The 16500-nt window shown below is 62.6% G+C and carries 15 protein-coding genes; 11 read left to right on the forward strand and 4 right to left on the reverse strand.

All coding sequences use genetic code 11. The annotated features are described in order from the left end of the window. Positions 1 to 206: 206 nt before the first annotated feature. Both RE432_RS02325 and ubiE read right to left on the reverse strand, forming a co-directional pair. On the reverse strand, positions 207 to 1181 hold the full coding sequence (locus RE432_RS02325) for a TIM44-like domain-containing protein (protein ID WP_310931606.1): 975 nt from the start codon (positions 1179 to 1181) through the stop codon (positions 207 to 209). 190 nt (positions 1182 to 1371) lie between these two features. After that, on the reverse strand, positions 1372 to 2166 hold the full coding sequence (gene ubiE / locus RE432_RS02330) for a bifunctional demethylmenaquinone methyltransferase/2-methoxy-6-polyprenyl-1,4-benzoquinol methylase UbiE (RefSeq protein ID WP_310931607.1): 795 nt from the start codon (positions 2164 to 2166) through the stop codon (positions 1372 to 1374). Positions 2167 to 2371: 205 nt separating this feature from the next. Here ubiE and phoB point away from each other — a divergent pair, with 205 nt between their 5' ends. The 5 genes from phoB (at position 2372) to RE432_RS02355 (ending at position 6688) form a co-directional block, all read left to right on the forward strand. Then, on the forward strand, positions 2372 to 3073 hold the full coding sequence (gene phoB / locus RE432_RS02335) for a phosphate regulon transcriptional regulator PhoB (protein WP_310931608.1): 702 nt from the start codon (positions 2372 to 2374) through the stop codon (positions 3071 to 3073). A gap of 48 nt (positions 3074 to 3121) precedes the next feature. Then, positions 3122 to 4417: a phosphate regulon sensor histidine kinase PhoR gene (phoR, locus tag RE432_RS02340; RefSeq protein ID WP_310931609.1), complete on the forward strand. Its 1296-nt coding sequence runs from the start codon at positions 3122 to 3124 to the stop codon at positions 4415 to 4417. Positions 4418 to 4533: 116 nt separating this feature from the next. Then, a complete protein-coding gene (locus RE432_RS02345) occupies positions 4534 to 4965 on the forward strand; it encodes a VOC family protein (RefSeq protein WP_310931610.1) in 432 nt (143 codons plus the stop codon). 8 nt (positions 4966 to 4973) lie between these two features. Then, positions 4974 to 5705, forward strand: coding sequence for a 5-oxoprolinase subunit PxpB (gene pxpB, locus RE432_RS02350; RefSeq protein ID WP_310931611.1), 732 nt, complete (start codon positions 4974 to 4976; stop codon positions 5703 to 5705). Then, on the forward strand, positions 5702 to 6688 hold the full coding sequence (locus RE432_RS02355) for a biotin-dependent carboxyltransferase family protein (RefSeq protein ID WP_310931612.1): 987 nt from the start codon (positions 5702 to 5704) through the stop codon (positions 6686 to 6688). The genes pxpB and RE432_RS02355 overlap by 4 nt, the downstream gene beginning before the upstream one ends. 1 nt (position 6689) lies before the next feature. Here the strand turns inward: RE432_RS02355 and ilvA are convergent, their stop codons facing one another. After that, a complete protein-coding gene (gene ilvA / locus RE432_RS02360; RefSeq protein WP_310931613.1) occupies positions 6690 to 8198 on the reverse strand; it encodes a threonine ammonia-lyase, biosynthetic in 1509 nt (502 codons plus the stop codon). A gap of 102 nt (positions 8199 to 8300) precedes the next feature. Here ilvA and RE432_RS02365 point away from each other — a divergent pair, with 102 nt between their 5' ends. Beyond that, positions 8301 to 8822, forward strand: coding sequence for a YqaA family protein (locus tag RE432_RS02365; RefSeq protein WP_310931614.1), 522 nt, complete (start codon positions 8301 to 8303; stop codon positions 8820 to 8822). A gap of 75 nt (positions 8823 to 8897) precedes the next feature. Then, positions 8898 to 12836: an FAD/FMN-binding oxidoreductase gene (locus tag RE432_RS02370; protein ID WP_310931615.1), complete on the forward strand. Its 3939-nt coding sequence runs from the start codon at positions 8898 to 8900 to the stop codon at positions 12834 to 12836. Between the two features lie 22 nt (positions 12837 to 12858). Here the strand turns inward: RE432_RS02370 and RE432_RS02375 are convergent, their stop codons facing one another. Continuing rightward, positions 12859 to 13410 carry an adenine phosphoribosyltransferase gene (locus RE432_RS02375; RefSeq protein ID WP_310931616.1) on the reverse strand — a complete coding sequence of 184 codons (552 nt, stop codon included), beginning with the start codon at positions 13408 to 13410 and terminating at the stop codon, positions 12859 to 12861. A 208-nt stretch (positions 13411 to 13618) separates the two neighbouring features. Here RE432_RS02375 and RE432_RS02380 point away from each other — a divergent pair, with 208 nt between their 5' ends. Genes RE432_RS02380 through lptA form a run of 4 tightly spaced genes read left to right on the forward strand, consistent with a single transcriptional unit; the run spans position 13619 to position 16483 of the window. Then, positions 13619 to 14608 carry a KpsF/GutQ family sugar-phosphate isomerase gene (locus RE432_RS02380; RefSeq protein ID WP_310931617.1) on the forward strand — a complete coding sequence of 330 codons (990 nt, stop codon included), beginning with the start codon at positions 13619 to 13621 and terminating at the stop codon, positions 14606 to 14608. A gap of 2 nt (positions 14609 to 14610) precedes the next feature. Beyond that, positions 14611 to 15210 (forward strand): HAD hydrolase family protein, encoded by a 600-nt coding sequence (locus RE432_RS02385; RefSeq protein ID WP_310931618.1) that lies wholly within the window; start codon positions 14611 to 14613, stop codon positions 15208 to 15210. Between the two features lie 2 nt (positions 15211 to 15212). Beyond that, a complete protein-coding gene (gene lptC, locus RE432_RS02390; RefSeq protein WP_310931619.1) occupies positions 15213 to 15836 on the forward strand; it encodes an LPS export ABC transporter periplasmic protein LptC in 624 nt (207 codons plus the stop codon). Then, positions 15833 to 16483 carry a lipopolysaccharide transport periplasmic protein LptA gene (lptA, locus tag RE432_RS02395; RefSeq protein ID WP_310931620.1) on the forward strand — a complete coding sequence of 217 codons (651 nt, stop codon included), beginning with the start codon at positions 15833 to 15835 and terminating at the stop codon, positions 16481 to 16483. The genes lptC and lptA overlap by 4 nt, the downstream gene beginning before the upstream one ends. The last annotated feature ends 17 nt before the right edge of the window (positions 16484 to 16500 follow it).

Consider the following 16500-nt stretch of genomic DNA (forward strand, 5'->3'; position numbering starts at 1 on the left):
AAAGGAAACATAGTCTGTGATCGCGCGGCAAAACCGTGAGTCGGGCAAGAACCCAAGTTTAACGGTTTTAAGAAGAGACAGTCCGGCCGGGCTGGTCCGGCGTTGTCCATGGCAACGTAGCGGCCCAAAGCAAACGTGGCGCCCGGGGCGCCACATGGAAAAACAGCAGGCCCGCCGGCGCAAGCGCGGCGGCCCCGTGGTTGCGCTTAGCTGGCGTATTCCACCGGAATCTGCTGGATGCCGGCGAGCAGCCAGCCCGCGTTGTCGGCTTTGTACAGATTCCAGACTTCTTCGAAGCGGAAGGCCTCGGCATCTTTGGCCTCGCGCAGCATGCCGGAATACCGGACGCTGGCCAAGTGGCCGCCCGAGACGGCCTCGATGCCCAGCAGCTCTGCATTCAGCAACACGACCTGGGTCACATTGCCTTCGGCGCGCGCAAGGATTTCGGGCTTGACTTCGGCGACCAGGTCGTCGGTCATGTATTCCTTCAGCTTGGTCAGATCGCCGCTGTCCCAGACCGCCTGGATTTCGATGAACTGGGCCTTGGCGTTGGCCAGGAAGGCGGCTGTATCGAAATCGCTGGGAATGAACCAGCTTTGGTCGAGCGGCGGCGCCGGCACGGCAGGCACTTCAGCAACCGGAGCGGCCGGCGCGGGCGCAGCCGCAGGCGAGCTGGCCTGTTGCCAGGTATTTTGCGACTGGGCGGCATTCTGGCGGTTCATGGTGTTGCCGCCGGCTTGCTGCATGGCCGGACGGGCCGCGCCCCCACGCAAACGGCGGACAATAAATATAACGCCGAAAACCAGCAGCCCGATCAGCAGCAGACTGGACATGAATTCCAGGAATGCGCCGGACAGGCCCATGCTGGACAGCAATGCGGCGATACCCAGACCGGCCGCTATGCCGGCGACGGGGCCCAGCCAGCGGGACATGCCGCTTTTGGCCGTGCTGGCCGCGCCCGCTGTTGCCGCGCCGGCCGCAGGCGCCGCCGTACGAGGCGTGGCCGATGCCGCGGGCGGCGTGACCGCCTGGCGCTGTTGCGTGATATTGGACGATTGGCGGCCAAAGCTTTTACCACCGCCCATGCGGCGCGCCTCGGCGTCGAAGGACACCGTCAGCATCGCGCTGGCCGAAACGGCCAGCAGGGCCATGGCAAGCAGCCGGGAGAATCGTTTGGACATGTATTGCTCCTGTATTGCAGCAGCCGCGAGCGTGCTGCAGGTAAATCTAGTTTGTGTAGTGGCTCGGTAAGGCAAGGAAATCTTACTGGAAGCTGAACATTAGCATAAAGTAAGACCGGCTGGGCAAAAAAAGTTCAACCCAGGGGTAAAAAACCGGACCAGGATCGGATATTTAAGGCGTAGAACCCGCTTAGCCCAAGTTGACGCCTTCGTGGAGCGCAACCAGCCCGGCGCTCAGGTTGAAGTAACGCACCCGCGACAGGCCTGCGGTTTCCAGCATGCCGGCCAGCGTGCCCTGGTCGGGATGCATGCGGATGGACTCGGCCAGATAGCGATAGCTTTCTTCGTCGCCGGCCACTTTCTTGCCCAGCCAGGGCAGGATATTGAAGGAATACCAGTCGTAAGCCGGCGCCAGCGGCTTGGCCACCCGCGAGAACTCCAGCACCAAAAGCTTGCCGCCCGGTTTCAGCACACGCCGCATCTCGGCCAGGGCCTGGTCTTTGTGCGTCATGTTGCGCAGGCCAAAGGCCACGCTGACACGGTCGAAATACCCGGACGGAAAGGGAAGCTTTTCGGCATCGCATACCGCCGCGGGCACCAGCAGGCCCTTGTCAGTCAGACGGTCGCGCCCGACACGCAGCATGGAGTCATTGATGTCGGTCAGCCAGACCTCGCCCGCGGCGCCCGCCTTTTTGGCGAAGGCGCGCGCCAGATCGCCGGTGCCCCCTGCGATATCCAGGACTTTCATGCCAGGGCGGACATCGGCCCGCCCGATGGTGAACGCTTTCCAGACGCGGTGCAAGCCGACGGACATCAGGTCGTTCATGACGTCGTAGCGGCTGGCGACGGAATGAAAGACCTCGGCCACTTTGCCCGCTTTTTCTTTTTCGGCCACCGTTTTAAAGCCAAAATGCGTGCTGGCTTCGGCTTGCGAAGCCGCGGCCGGCTGATCGGAACGGGGCGAAGGGGAATGGGTATTTTGCATGGTTTGTTAATCGTACCTCATTATCTGCCTGGGTATTCACGCAGCGCCATCGGGCTGGCCGAATAAAACCCTTGGTTACCTTCGGCCCGGGCAATTTTCACAAACCTGAAATATTTACGCCATATTATTGCGGCATATGAAGGCCTTTCAGGAGTTCTTCATCATTTTATTTCATGCCAGATCACTTAACGTATTATTCAGCGCTATGAGCACAACCATACTTGTTGTAGAAGATGAGCCCGCCATCCAGGAACTTATTTCGGTGAACTTGTCTTTTGCCGGCCATAAGGTGCTTCGCGCCTTCGATGCCGAGCAAGCCCAGACACTCATCCGGGCGGAACTCCCCGACCTGATCTTGCTGGACTGGATGCTGCCGGGCGCATCGGGCATTACGCTCGCCCGCACCTTGCGTTCCGACGAGCGCACCCGCCACGTCCCGGTCATCATGCTGACAGCGAAAGGGGCGGAGCACGACAAGGTGGAAGGCCTGGAGGCGGGCGCCGACGACTACATTACCAAGCCGTTTTCCCCCAAAGAGCTGATTGCCCGCATCAAGGCCGTGCTACGCAGGCGTGCGCCGCAACTGACCGACGACATTATCCAGATCGGCGCGCTCAAGCTGGACCCGTCCACTCACCGTGTGACGGGCGACGGCCACTCGCTGACCATAGGCCCTACTGAATTTCGCCTGCTACACTTTTTCATGACGCATACCGAGCGGGTATTTTCACGCGCTCAGTTGCTGGACCAGGTATGGGGCGACCATGTCTTTGTTGAAGAACGCACGGTCGACGTGCATATACGCCGCCTGCGCAAGGCGCTGGAGCCGGCCCAGCTCGAGAACCACATCGAAACCGTACGCGGCGCCGGATACCGGTTTACCGCGCAATTGCCCAGGCTTGCTTGAACACCCTTTGTAAAGAGTCACCGGCCCGCGGCCAGAATTGTTGTCAACATGATAAAAACCATCATTTCAATCGGCTTGTGGGCGATTTTTGGCTGGATATGCGCCTCGTGGCTCGGGTCGAATGCAGGCTGGGGCCTGTTTGCCTTCGGCCTGTCCTGCATGATCCTGGTCAGCGGCTGGCAATTGTCGCGCATCCAGGCCTGGATCAAGAACATCAACGACCCGCCGCCGCCGTCGATAGGGCCATGGGACGACATCCTGGCCCCCATTTACCGCCAACTGCGCAAGAACCAGCAAGAAATCACGGCGCTGAACCGGCATGTCGACGGCATCATGCTGGCCGCGGAAGCCTTGCCCGATGGCGCCATTACCCTTGACGAATCCATGTTGCTGACCTGGTGCAACCAGACCGCCAGCGAACATATCGGCCTGGACCTGCATGTGGACCGCAACCACAGCATATTCAACATCTTGCGCGCGCCCGAATTTGCCCGCTATGCGCGGCAAAACAGCTGGCCCGTGCCCTTGCTGATGCACCTGAACAAGGACGGGCAGGAAAAGGCCCTGCTGGTGCAGCTGACCCGCTACGGCCTGGGGCAATTCCTGGTGGTGACCCGCGACGTCACGCAAGTCGAAAAGCTTGAAACCACACGCAAAGACTTTGTGGCCAACGTATCGCACGAACTGCGCACGCCCCTGACCGTGCTGTCGGGCTTCCTGGAAACCCTGCACGATATGCCGGAAGGCTCGCTCAGCGGCGAGCAGCGGCAACGCTATCAGGCCATGATGCTGGAGCAGGCGCAGCGCATGCAGGCCATCGTGGCCGATTTGCTGACCTTGTCCACGCTTGAATCATCGCCCAATGCGGAAGGCGAGCCGGTGCGCATGAGCGCGCTGATCCACACCGCGCTGCAGCAAGGGCGGGTGCTCTCGGGCGACCAGCATGTGTTCGTCGAAAACGTCGCCGACGACCTGTGCGTCAACGGCATTGAAACCGAGCTTGCCTCGGCGGTTTCAAACCTGTTGACCAATGCCATACGCTATACCCCGAAAGACGGCACCATTACCGTCAGTTGGTACATCACCGAAAGCGGCCAGGCCTGCTATTCCGTCCAGGACACCGGGATAGGCATTGCCTCGCAAGACATTCCCAGGCTGACGGAACGCTTTTATCGGGTGGATCGCGGCCGTTCCCGCGCCACCGGCGGCACCGGGCTGGGGCTGGCCATTACCAAGCACGTAGCGATGCGGCATAATGCGGAATTGACGATACACAGCCGCTTTGGCGCAGGCAGTCTTTTTTCGCTGATATTCCCCCCATCCAGGGTCAGCCAGACCGACTGAAGCCGGCCTCACAAGGTAACCGGCCAGCCGGCGACGGTGCTTCGTAAAACCCATTAAAATGGCTGCCTGCGCGCCCTTGCGCAAACGGCAGCCACAAGACCGATCCGGAGCACCCCATGTCCACACCAAGCACCCTTCCCCCTTTCCATCTGGCTTTCCCCGTCCGCGACCTGACTGAAGCGCGCGCCTTTTACGGCGAGCTGCTGGGCTGTCCTGAAGGCCGGTCGTCCGACCAATGGGTTGATTTCAATTTTCACGGCCACCAGATCGTTGCGCACCTGGCCCCCGAAGAATGCGGCGGCACGCAAACCAGCAGCGTCGACGATCACAATGTGCCCGTACGCCACTTTGGCGCGGTGCTGGACATGCCCGTCTGGGAAGCCCTGGCCAAGAAACTGCAAGACGCCGGCACCAAGTTCGTGATCGAGCCCTATGTCCGGTTCAAGGGCGAAGTCGGCGAACAGGCCACCATGTTCTTCATGGATCCGTCGGGCAACGCGCTGGAATTCAAGTCGTTCAAGAACCTCGACTCCCTGTTCGCAAAATAGGTGGCGCCATGGCGGGCCATACAGACGCCGGCGCACGGCCATGGACCCTTGTGCCGCAAGGCGACCGGACCCTTCTGTTGGTCTTTGGCGATGGGATCGATGTAGAAACGGGCCGGCGCTGCAGCGCGGCGGCGGCTGCCCTGCGGTCCGCCAACCTGCAGGGCATCAGCGATATCGTGCCCACCTTCAATTCGGTCGCGCTGCACTATCGGCCAAACCGCCTGGACGCCGGCATGCATGCCGAGCACCTGGCGGCCCAGATAGAAAACACGCTGGGTAAAGCGTTGGGCGCAGCGCAACAGGCGGGCGCAGCCAGGCAAATCGACATCCCGGTCTGTTATGGCGGCGACTACGGTCCCGACCTGGCGCACGTTGCCGAGCACTGCAAGCTCGACCCGCAAGAAGTCATTCGCCTGCACAGCCACAAGCCTGCCTATGTGTTCATGCTGGGCTTTGCGCCGGGCGCGCCCTATATCGGTGTGCACGACGAGCAACTGGCCATCGGCCGGCGCGCCACGCCGCGCACCCTGGTGCCGGCCGGATCGGTCGCGATTGCAAACCTGCAAACCATGATCTACCCCAACGCCTCGCCCGGCGGCTGGCATATCATCGGGGCAACGCCTGCCATCCTGTTCAACCCCGATCACGAACCGCCGACCTTGCTGTCGCCGGGCGACACGGTGAACTTCGTCCCCATCAGCCAGGAAGACTTCCTGGCCCTGCAGGGCCAGCCGGCATGAGCATACACGTCCTTAAACCCGGCATGCTGTCCAGCTTCCAGGACCTGGGGCGCACGGGCCATCAGCACCTGGGCGTGCCGGTGGGTGGCGTCATGGACAGCCAGGCCCACCGCCTGGCCAACCTGCTGGTGGGCAACGAGGAAGACGAGGCCACGCTGGAGATCACCCTGACCGGGCCGACCTTGCGCTTCGATGCGCCGGCCTGCATTGCCATCTGCGGCGCGCAGCTCAATCCCACGCTGAACCAGGAACCGGTGCCCAACAACCGCCCGTTGATCGTCCGCAGCGGCGATGTGCTGGCGTTCGGCGCCAGGGCGTCGGGCCTGCGCGCCTATATCGCCTGGCACGGCGGCATCGGCCTGCCCACGGTCATGTCCAGCCGCAGCACCTACCTGCGGGGCGGTTTCGGCGGATTCAAAGGCAGGGCGCTGCAAAAAGGCGACGTCCTGCCCGTGCAGGCCCGCCTGGACGCGCGCGATCTGGATGCGCTGGCCCGCGAACTCTGGGAAACCAAGATATATCTGCCCGCCACGCTGGGCCTGACCCATCGTGCAACGGTCCGCGCGGTGCGCGGAGCGCATGCCCCGCTGTTCACGGAACGCGCCATCCATGATTTTTTCTCAGGCGAATACCGGATAAGCCCCCAGTCCGAACGCATGGGCTACCGGCTGCAAGGCGCGCAGCTGCCGCTGCGCAGCAGCCGGCAATTGTTGTCGGAAGCCACCAGTTTTGGCAGTGTCCAGGTGCCGCCCGATGGCCATCCCATCGTGCTGATGGCCGACCGCCAGACCACCGGCGGCTACGCCAAGATCGCCCATGTCGCCACGGTAGACCTGCCCATCATTGCCCAGGGCATGCCGGGCGACACGCTCAGGTTTACGGAAATCAGCCTGGAGGAAGCCCAGCAACTGGACAGCCAGCGCGAAGCAGCCTTCGGCCGCCTGCATCAAGCCTTGAGCCCGCTGCGCCGGTTATTTGCCTGACTTACAGGAAAAGCGGGTAGGCGGGGTTATCGCTTTCGTTCCAGTAGGGGTAGCCCAGGCCGTCCAGGAAGGCCTTGAACTCCTTCTTGTCGGCGGGCGGCACCTGAATCCCCACCAGGATCCGGCCGTAATCATCACCCTGATTACGGTAATGGAACAGGCTGATATTCCAGTCCGGGCGCATGGCGCCCAGGAACTTCATCAGGGCGCCGGGGCGCTCGGGGAATTCAAAACGGAACAGCAGCTCATGGTTGGCCAGGTCGGAGCGGCCGCCCACCATGTAGCGTAAATGCGTCTTGGCCATCTCGTTGCTGGTCAGGTCCAGCGTGCCAAAGCCTTTCTTGCGGAAATTATTGGCCAGTTTTTCGATCTCGGCCTCGGCGCGGATCTGCAGGCCCACATACACATGCGCCTGTTCGGCATCGGAGATCCGGTAGTTGAATTCAGTGACGCTGCGATCCCCCACGGCCTCGCACAAGCGCAAGAAACTGCCCCGTTTTTCGGGAATGGTCAGCGCAAACAAGGCTTCGCGCGCTTCGCCCACGTCGGCACGCTCGGCCACGAACCGCAGCCGGTCGAAATTCATGTTGGCGCCGCTGGCAATCGCCACAATGTGCTTGTCTTTCCACTTGTTCTGCGCGGCGTAGCGCTTGGCGCCCGCCAGCGCCAGGGCGCCCGCCGGCTCAAGCACGCTGCGCGTGTCCTGGAAAACGTCCTTGATCGCGGCGGCAATGGCATCGGTATCGACCAGCACGTAGTCGTCCACGTATTCCCGGGCCAGCTTGAAGTTTTCCAGGCCCACCTGCTTGACGGCGGTACCGTCGGAAAACAGGCCCACGTCATTCAAGGTCAGCCGCCTGCCCGCCTGGATGCTGCGCACCATGGCATCCGAATCCACAGTCTGCACGCCGATCACCTTGATCTCGGGTCGCAGCTGTTTGACATAGGCCGCCACCCCGGCGATCAGCCCGCCGCCGCCGATCGCGATGAAAATCGCGTCGATGGGGCCAGGACGCTGGCGCAGGATCTCCATGCCTATGGTGCCTTGGCCGGCAATGACATCGGGATCGTCGAAGGGATGGACGAAGGTGAGCTTTTCTTTCTTTTCCAGCTCCTTGGCATGCTCGTAGGCATCGGAAAAGCTTTCGCCCATCAGCACGACTTCGCCGCCGAAACCGCGCACGGCATCGATCTTGACCTGCGGCGTTGTCACCGGCATGACGATGACCGCCCGGCAGCCCAGCCGCCTGGCCGACAGCGCCACGCCCTGGGCATGGTTGCCCGCCGAGGCCGCAATCACACCGCGCTTGAGCTCGGTCTTATCCAGGTTGGCCATCTTGTTGTAGGCCCCGCGCACCTTGAAACTGAATACCGGCTGCGTATCTTCGCGCTTGATATACACCTTGTTTTGAATGCGGGCCGAAACCTGGGCAGCGAATTCAAGTGGCGATTCGACGGCAACGTCGTAAACCTTGGATGTAAGGATGCGTTTTAGATAGTCTGTGGACATGGGGGGAAGCGGCGGGAGATGGCGTTCGAAACAGCAAGAATTGTAAGGAAATGGTGAACGACAGAATACCATAGCGCGGTTTCAGCTATACACTAGCGCGCTATGGAAGCATGGTTGCAATCGTCGGTGCATTGGCTGCTCCTTACCCTGGCTTTGCCGCGTGTAGGGTTGAGCGCTATTTTCCTGGTCAGCCTGCTGTCCGCCACCCTGCTTCCGCTGGGTTCCGAACCCGCCGTCTTCGGCTACATCAAGCTTGCGCCCGACATGTTCTGGCCCGCCGTCCTGGTTGCCACGCTGGGCAACACGGCGGGCGGCGCCATCAGTTACGGCATGGGCCTGGGCGCCGAAAAAGCCTACGAGCGCTGGCGCGAAAAACACCCCTACAAGCCCCACAGCAAGACGGGCGGCCGCTGGCACGATTACGTCAGCTACTGGCTGCACAGGCTGGGACCCCCGGCGCTGCTGTTCTCGTGGCTGCCCCTGGTCGGCGACCCCCTGTGCGCAGTGGCCGGCTGGCTCCGGCTTTCCTTCTGGCCCTGCATGTTCTACATGGCCGCGGGCAAGTTTTTCCGCTACCTGGCGATGACCGCGGCCTTGCTGTGGTTTTTCCCCGAAACGCATTAGACCGCTGTCCGTTCAAGATAAACTTCTCGTAATCCCTTACACTACGCCTTTAAGGGCCCTCCTTCTTTACTCGTCATGAACGCCCCCGTAGCCAGTCACCTGCTTGCCGTCCAGGCTCCTGCCACCACGTCCCGCCTGCGCGAAATCCCCTACAACTACACCTCTTACTCCGACCGCGAGATCGTCCTGCGGCTGCTCGGCGAAGAGGCATGGCAAATGCTTTCCGAACTGCGCGGCGAGCGCCGCACCGGCCGTTCGGCCCGCATGCTGTTCGAAGTGCTGGGCGATATCTGGGTCGTACGGCGCAACCCCTATCTGCATGACGACCTGCTGGACAACCCCAAACGCCAGCAATTGCTCATCCAGGCGCTGAACCACCGGCTGAATGAAATCGACCAGCGCCGCGATGCCAGCGCCACCGAACGGGACACCAAGGTGGCCCGCCTGCTGGGCGCCGCCCGCAGCGCCGTCGCCGCGTTCGAACATGAGTTCGCCACGACCCGCGAACTGCGCAAGAAGGCCATCAAGCGCCTGGGGCGCATCACCCACAAAGACAACATCAAGTTCGACGGCCTGTCGCGCGTGTCGCATGTGACCGACGCCACCGACTGGCGCGTCGAGTATCCCTTCGTGGTCCTGACGCCCGACAGCGAAAACGAAATCGCCGCCCTGGTGCGTGCCTGTATCGAGCTCGAACTGACCATCATCCCACGGGGCGGCGGCACGGGCTATACCGGCGGCGCGATTCCCCTGACCGCGCAATCGGTTGTGATCAACACGGAAAAACTGGATGCCATCGGCGCTGTCGAGGCCAGCCAGCTTCCCGGCGTGGATGAGCCCGTGCGCACCATACTGACAGGCGCCGGCGTGGTCACGCGGCGCGTGGCCGAGGCCGCCGAAGCCGCCGGCTATGTCTTTGCCGTCGATCCCACCTCCGCCGATGCCTCCTGTGTGGGCGGCAATGTCGCCATGAACGCGGGCGGCAAGAAAGCCGTGCTGTGGGGCACGGCGCTAGATAACCTGGCCTGGTGGCGCATGGTCGACCCCGACGGCAACTGGCTCGACGTGACCCGGCTGGATCACAACCAGGGCAAAATCCACGATGTGGACGAAGCCCGCTTCGAACTCAAGTGGTTCGACGGCAATGCGGCGCCGGGCGCGGTCTTGCTGCGTAGTGAAATCCTGGCCATCGAGGGTTCGCGCTTTCGCAAGGCCGGTCTGGGCAAAGACGTTACCGACAAATTCCTGGCAGGCCTGCCGGGCGTTCAAAAAGAAGGCTGCGACGGCCTGATCACCTCGGCCCGCTGGATCCTGCACCGCATGCCCGCCCATACGCGCACCGTCTGTATGGAGTTCTTCGGCCAGGCGCGCAACGCCGTGCCGTCCATCGTCGAGGTCAAGAACTACCTTGACGGCGCGGGGCGCCAACAAGGCGCCATCCTGGCCGGGCTGGAACACCTGGACGAGCGCTATCTGCGCGCGGTGGGCTACGCCACCAAGAGCAAACGGGGCGGCTTGCCCAAAATGGTGCTCATCGGCGATATCGTCGGCGACGACGCCGATGCCGTGGCGCTGGCCGCCAGCGAGGTCGTGCGCATCGCCAATACGCGTCATGGCGAAGGCTTTGTCGCCGTCAGCGCCGAGGCGCGCAAAAAATTCTGGCTCGACCGCTCGCGCACCGCGGCCATTGCACGCCATACCAACGCCTTCAAGATCAACGAAGACGTCGTCATTCCCCTTGGCCGCATGGGCGAATACACCGATGCCATCGAACGCATCAATATCGAGCTGTCCACGCGCAACAAGCTGCGCCTGCTGGATGCGCTGGAATTCTTCCTGAAGGGCGAGCTGCCCATCGGCAAGATCGAAGACCACGACGACGCCGAGCACACCCGCGAAGAAATCCTGGCGGAACGCAAGCACGATGCCGTGCAGTGCCTGCAGGCCGTCGGGGCGCGCTGGCGCTGGCTGCTGGAAAATCTTGACATGCCGCTCAGCCAGGGGCTGCAAGCCCTGCTCGGCCTGGGCCTGCAAGAACTGGAACCCATGCTGTCCGAGCGCCTGGCGCAGCAGCCCGATGCCACCATTTTCGACATCGTTCAGGACCATACCCTGCGCATCTCCTGGAAAACCGAGGTGCGCTCGCAAATGGAACGCTATTTCGCCGGCGCGGACTGTGCGGCGGTGTTGGCCGAAATCCAGGCCATCCACGACCGCATCCTGAAGAGCCGGGTCTTTGTCGCCCTGCACATGCATGCGGGCGACGGCAACGTGCATACCAATATCCCGGTCAACTCCGACGATTACGAGATGCTGCGCGAGGCCAACGAAACGGTTGCGCGCATCATGCAGATTGCCCGCGACCTGGACGGCGTCATTTCCGGCGAACACGGCATCGGCCTGACCAAGTACGAGTTCCTGACGGAAGAGGAACTGGCCCCCTTCCAGGATTACAAGCGCCGCGTCGATCCGACCGGCCGTTTCAACGCCGGCAAGCTCCTGCCCGGCGCCGACCTGCGCCATGCCTGGACGCCCAGCTTCAACTTGCTGGGCCACGAATCGCTGATCATGCAGCGCAGCGAGATCGGTTCCATTTCCAACGCCATCAAAGACTGCCTGCGCTGCGGCAAATGCAAGCCAGTATGCGCCACCCATGTGCCGCGCGCCAACCTGCTGTACTCGCCGCGCAACAAGATACTGGCCACCTCCTTGCTGATCGAGGCCTTTCTTTACGAAGAGCAGACACGCCGCGGCGTCAGCCTGAAGCACTGGGAAGAGTTCGAAGACGTGGCCGATCACTGTACGGTCTGCCACAAGTGCTACAACCCCTGTCCGGTCGACATCGACTTCGGCGACGTGTCCATGGAAATGCGCGCCTTGCTGCGCCGCATGGGCAAGAAATCGTTCAATCCCGGCACCACGGCCGCGATGTTCTTCCTTAACGCCAAAGACCCGCGCGTCATCAAGGCGACGCGCAAGGCCATGATAGACGTCGGCTACAAGGCGCAGCGCATGGCCCATGATGTATTGGCGGGCTCCTCGCGCAAGCAGGTCTCCCAGCCCCCGGCCACCGTGGGCAAGGCGCCCATGCGCGAGCAGGTCATCCACTTCATCAACAAGAAAATGCCCGGCGGCCTGCCCAAGCAGACAGCCCGCAAGCTGCTGGACATCGAAGACCCCAACTACGTGCCCATCATCCGCAATCCGGCCACGACATCGTCCGATACCGAGGCGGTGTTCTATTTCCCGGGTTGCGGGTCGGAAAGACTGTTCTCGCAGGTGGGGCTGGCCACGCAGGCCATGCTGTGGCATGCCGGCGTACAAACGGTTCTGCCGCCCGGATACCTATGCTGCGGCTATCCGCAACGCGGCAACGGCATGACGGACAAGGCCGAGAAAATCATCACCGACAACCGGGTCCTGTTCCATCGCATGGCGACCACGCTGAACTACCTGGACATCAAGACCGTGGTGGTCAGTTGCGGCACCTGCTACGACCAGTTGGCGGGCTATGAATTCGAGAAAATCTTTCCGGGCTGCCGGCTGATCGATATCCACGAATACCTGCTTGAAAAGGGCATCCAGATACAGGGCGTGCAGGGGGTGCGTTATATGTACCACGACCCCTGCCATACCCCCATGAAGCTGCAGGACCCGATGAAAACGGTCAAGTCGCTGGTGGGCGACGGCGCCATCAAAACCGATCGCTGCTGCGGCGAATCGGGCACGCTGGCGGTTTCGCGCCCCGACATCTCGACCCAGGTCCGTTTCCGCAAGTCCGAGGAGCTGACCAAGAACACCGCCGCGATCCGCTCGGACGGCTACCAGGGCGAGGTCAAGATCCTGACTTCCTGTCCTTCATGCCTGCAGGGCCTGTCACGCTATGAAGGCGAGACCGGCATGGACGCCGACTATATCGTGGTCGAAATGGCGCGCCACATTCTGGGCGAAAGCTGGATGCAGGACTATGTGCATGAGGCCAATGCAGGCGGCATCGAGCGCGTGCTGGTGTAACCCCGCGGCCGAAGGCGCGCCGTCAGGGCGCGCCTTCGTCGAAGCTGCAAACGGTATAGATATCCAGGCCGGTATGCTTCAATGCCTGCGACCCGCCCAGATAAGGCAGGTCGATAATGGCGGCGGCCTCGATCACGTTGGCGCCCAGCCGCTGCAGCAGCTTCGAGGCCGCCAGCATGGTGCCGCCCGTAGCGATCAGGTCGTCGATCAACAAAACACGCTGCCCCGGCCGTACCGAGTCGGTATGCATTTCGACCGACGCGTTGCCGTATTCCAGCGAGTACTCCTCTGCCACCGTCCGGAAAGGCAGCTTGCCTTTCTTGCGCACCGGCACAAAGCCCAGATTCAGTTCGTAAGCCAGCACCGACCCCAGGATGAAGCCGCGCGCATCGACACCGGCCACCAGGTCCAGCCTTTGCCGCATATAGCGGTAGACGAACAGGTCGATCAGCACCCGAAAGGAACGCGGGTCTTGCAGTACCGGGGTAATATCGCGGAAAGTCACGCCGGGCTTGGGCCAGTCTGGAACGCTGCGAATCGTGTTGCGAACGTAAACAGCGGGGTCAATGTGCATGTAAATCGCCAAAACAGAAGAGAGCAGGGGCCGGGGGCGCAAACCGCGCCGCATTGCCCTTGGTTACCCCCAACGAGACGCAGGGTGTCACCCGGCAGTTTACAGGATTGCGCCATCCTCAACACAGAAACCGCCGCCCGCTTGCGCACCGCGGATTCATATTGCGGTAACAGGTGGCAAGTAGCCCGTGTGCGTTTAAAATCCTCAGATGGATAAAACACCTCACGCCTCGAACGAAGGCGCGCTCGCCTCTGCGCACCGCACGTTCAATACCGAAATCGCCGCATTGCAGGCGCTGGATGCCCGCCTGGACGATTCCTTCGAACAGGCGGTCTCCATGGTGCTCGCCTGTCAGGGGCGTGTCGTGGTCACCGGCATCGGCAAGTCGGGCCACATTGCCAAGAAAATCGCCGCGACCCTGGCGTCCACCGGCACCCCCGCCTTCTTCATGCATGGCGCCGAAGCCATTCACGGCGACCTGGGCATGCTGACCCGCCAGGACATCGTGCTGGCCATCTCGTATTCCGGCACGGCCCATGAACTTTTGACGGTTCTGTCTGTCATTAAAAGGATGGGCGCAAGACTTATTTCCATCACAGGCAACCCCCAGTCAGCGCTGGCCCGCAACGCCGACCTGCACCTGGATGCGCACGTGGCGCAAGAAGCCTGCCCGCTCAACCTGGCGCCCACGGCCAGCACGACCGCCGCCTTGGTGCTGGGCGATGCCATCGCGGTGGCCTGCCTGGAAGCACGCGGCTTCAGCCGCGAGGACTTTGCCCGCTCGCATCCCGGCGGGGCGCTGGGGCGCCGCTTGCTGACCTTTGTCCGCGACGTCATGCGCCAGGGCGATGCCTTGCCGATTGTGCAAGCCGGCACGCCCGTCCCCGAAGCCCTGGTCGTCATGTCGTCCAAAGGCATGGGCATGGCCATTGTGCTGGATGAAGACAGCAAGCCGGTCGGCATCTTCACCGACGGGGACCTGCGCAGGCTGATCGCCCGCGACGGCGACATCCGCCCCCTGCGCGTGGTCGACGGCATGAGCCGCCACCCGAAAACCATCGGGCCGGCTGCGCTTGCCGTCGAAGCCGCCACCCTGATGGATGCCGGACGCCTTAATCAAATGCTCGTCGTGGACGAGAGCGGGCTATTATTAGGCGCTTTACATATGCACGACCTGCTCGCCGCAAAAGTGATCTGACCATGAAGCCGTCCACCCTGCCCCACCCTGTCGAAGCCCTGATCCTGGCAAAAATCGCGCCTCCCGTCGTCGAACGGGCCCGCCAAGTGCGCCTGATGGCCTTCGATGTCGACGGCGTGCTGACCGACGGAAGCCTGTGGTACGGCGAGCATGGCGAACTCGTCAAGCGCTTCAATGTGCTGGACGGCCATGGCTTGCGGCTGATGCGGGAAAGCGGTGTTACCGTGGCCCTGATTACTGGCCGCGAGGGCCCGATTGTGGACCGCCGCGCGGCCGAGCTGGGGATCGCCGTGGTTCACCAGGGCGTGCGCGACAAGGCCCAGGCGCTGGGCGCCATCGCCCAGGAGCACGGCTGTTCGCTTGCCGAGACCGGCTACATGGGGGACGACATCATCGACTTGGCGGCGCTTCAGCGCGTGGGCTTCGCCGCCAGCGTACCGAATGCGCCCGCCTATGTGGCCCAGTTGGCCCATTGGGTGTCGACGCAGGCGGGCGGCGCGGGCGCGGTACGTGAATGCTGCGATCTGATCCTGGCCGCGCAAGGCAGGCTCAGCGCCTTCTTCAACCCGGGCGCCATGCGCATGAGCGGCAACATACAGTAGACATGAAAGAACGCGCCCCCGCCCTGATTGCCGTGCTGTTGCTCGTGGCCTTGGTCATGGGGACGTGGTGGGCGGCCGACTATGCCCAGCGCGCCATTCCCATCGATCCGCCCCGCCGGGTCACGCACGAACCCGATTCCTGGGCGCAGAATTTCGTCATGGTGCGCACCGACCCGGCCGGCGTCGCCATCAACCGCCTGGAAGGCGTGCGCATGCAGCACTTCCCCGACGACGACTCCTACGAAATCACCACCGCCAGGGCGACCGGCCAGCAGCCCGGCTCGCCCATCACCGTCGGCACTTCCGACATTGCAATCATGGACCAGGACGGCGCCCGAATCATCATGAAGGGCAATGCGCACGTCCATCGCATGCCCGGGCCCGACCGTTCCGCCATTGACGTCACCAGCGACCAACTGACCTTGCTGCCGGACGAGGACGTGGTTTTCACCGACCTGCCCGCCTTGGTCATCAATGGCAAATCGACCATGAACGGCAAGGGCATGCGGTACGATAACAAGACCCGGCAGTTGCAGGTGTTTTCCGCCACCGATGTCAAGATTTCAGGCGAGGAATCCCAGCCGAACCGCTCCAATACCTCTGGGACAACAGAAAAAAAACCATGAAACCACAACGCCCCACCTCTTTCGCGGCATGGCTGCTGGCCGCGGCACTGACCGCCCTGGCGGCATCCGTGCCGGCGCAGTCCCAGGAAGCCGCCGGAACAGCGCCCGCCGCGGCGCAGCAAAACGGCGGCAATGCGCCGGCCGAAGAACCCGACACCCTGATTCTGTCCGACACCCTTAATTACGACGACGTCAAGAAGGAAAGCATCTTCACCGGCAACGTCATCATGACGCGCGGCCTGATGACGCTGCGCTCCGACCGCCTGGCCATGCGTGAGGACGCCGAAGGCTTTCAGTACGGAACCGCCACCATGAACGCCGGCAAACTGGTTCACATCCGCCAGGAAAACCCCGAAAAATTCGAGGTGATCGAAGCGCAGGGCCTGCGCAGCGAGTACAACGGCAAAACCGAAGAGCTCGAAATGATCGGCCAGGCCGTCATCACCCGCTATGTGTGCGGCAAGCCCTTCGACAGCATCAAGGGCGAACGCGTCATCTACAAAGAAAAGTCCGATACTTATCAGGCTTTTGGCGGCCCCAATTCCGCTGCCGCCGGCGGCCGCGTGCGTTCCTTGGCCCAGCCTCGCGCCAAGGCCGACAAAGCAGCGGCCGAATGCCAGAAGAAATCCGCCCAGCCGGCCCAATAGGTCCGGCTCCGCTTACC

The sequence above is a fragment of the Pusillimonas sp. SM2304 genome, assembly GCF_031628915.1.
Lineage (GTDB): Bacteria > Pseudomonadota > Gammaproteobacteria > Burkholderiales > Burkholderiaceae_B > Pusillimonas_C.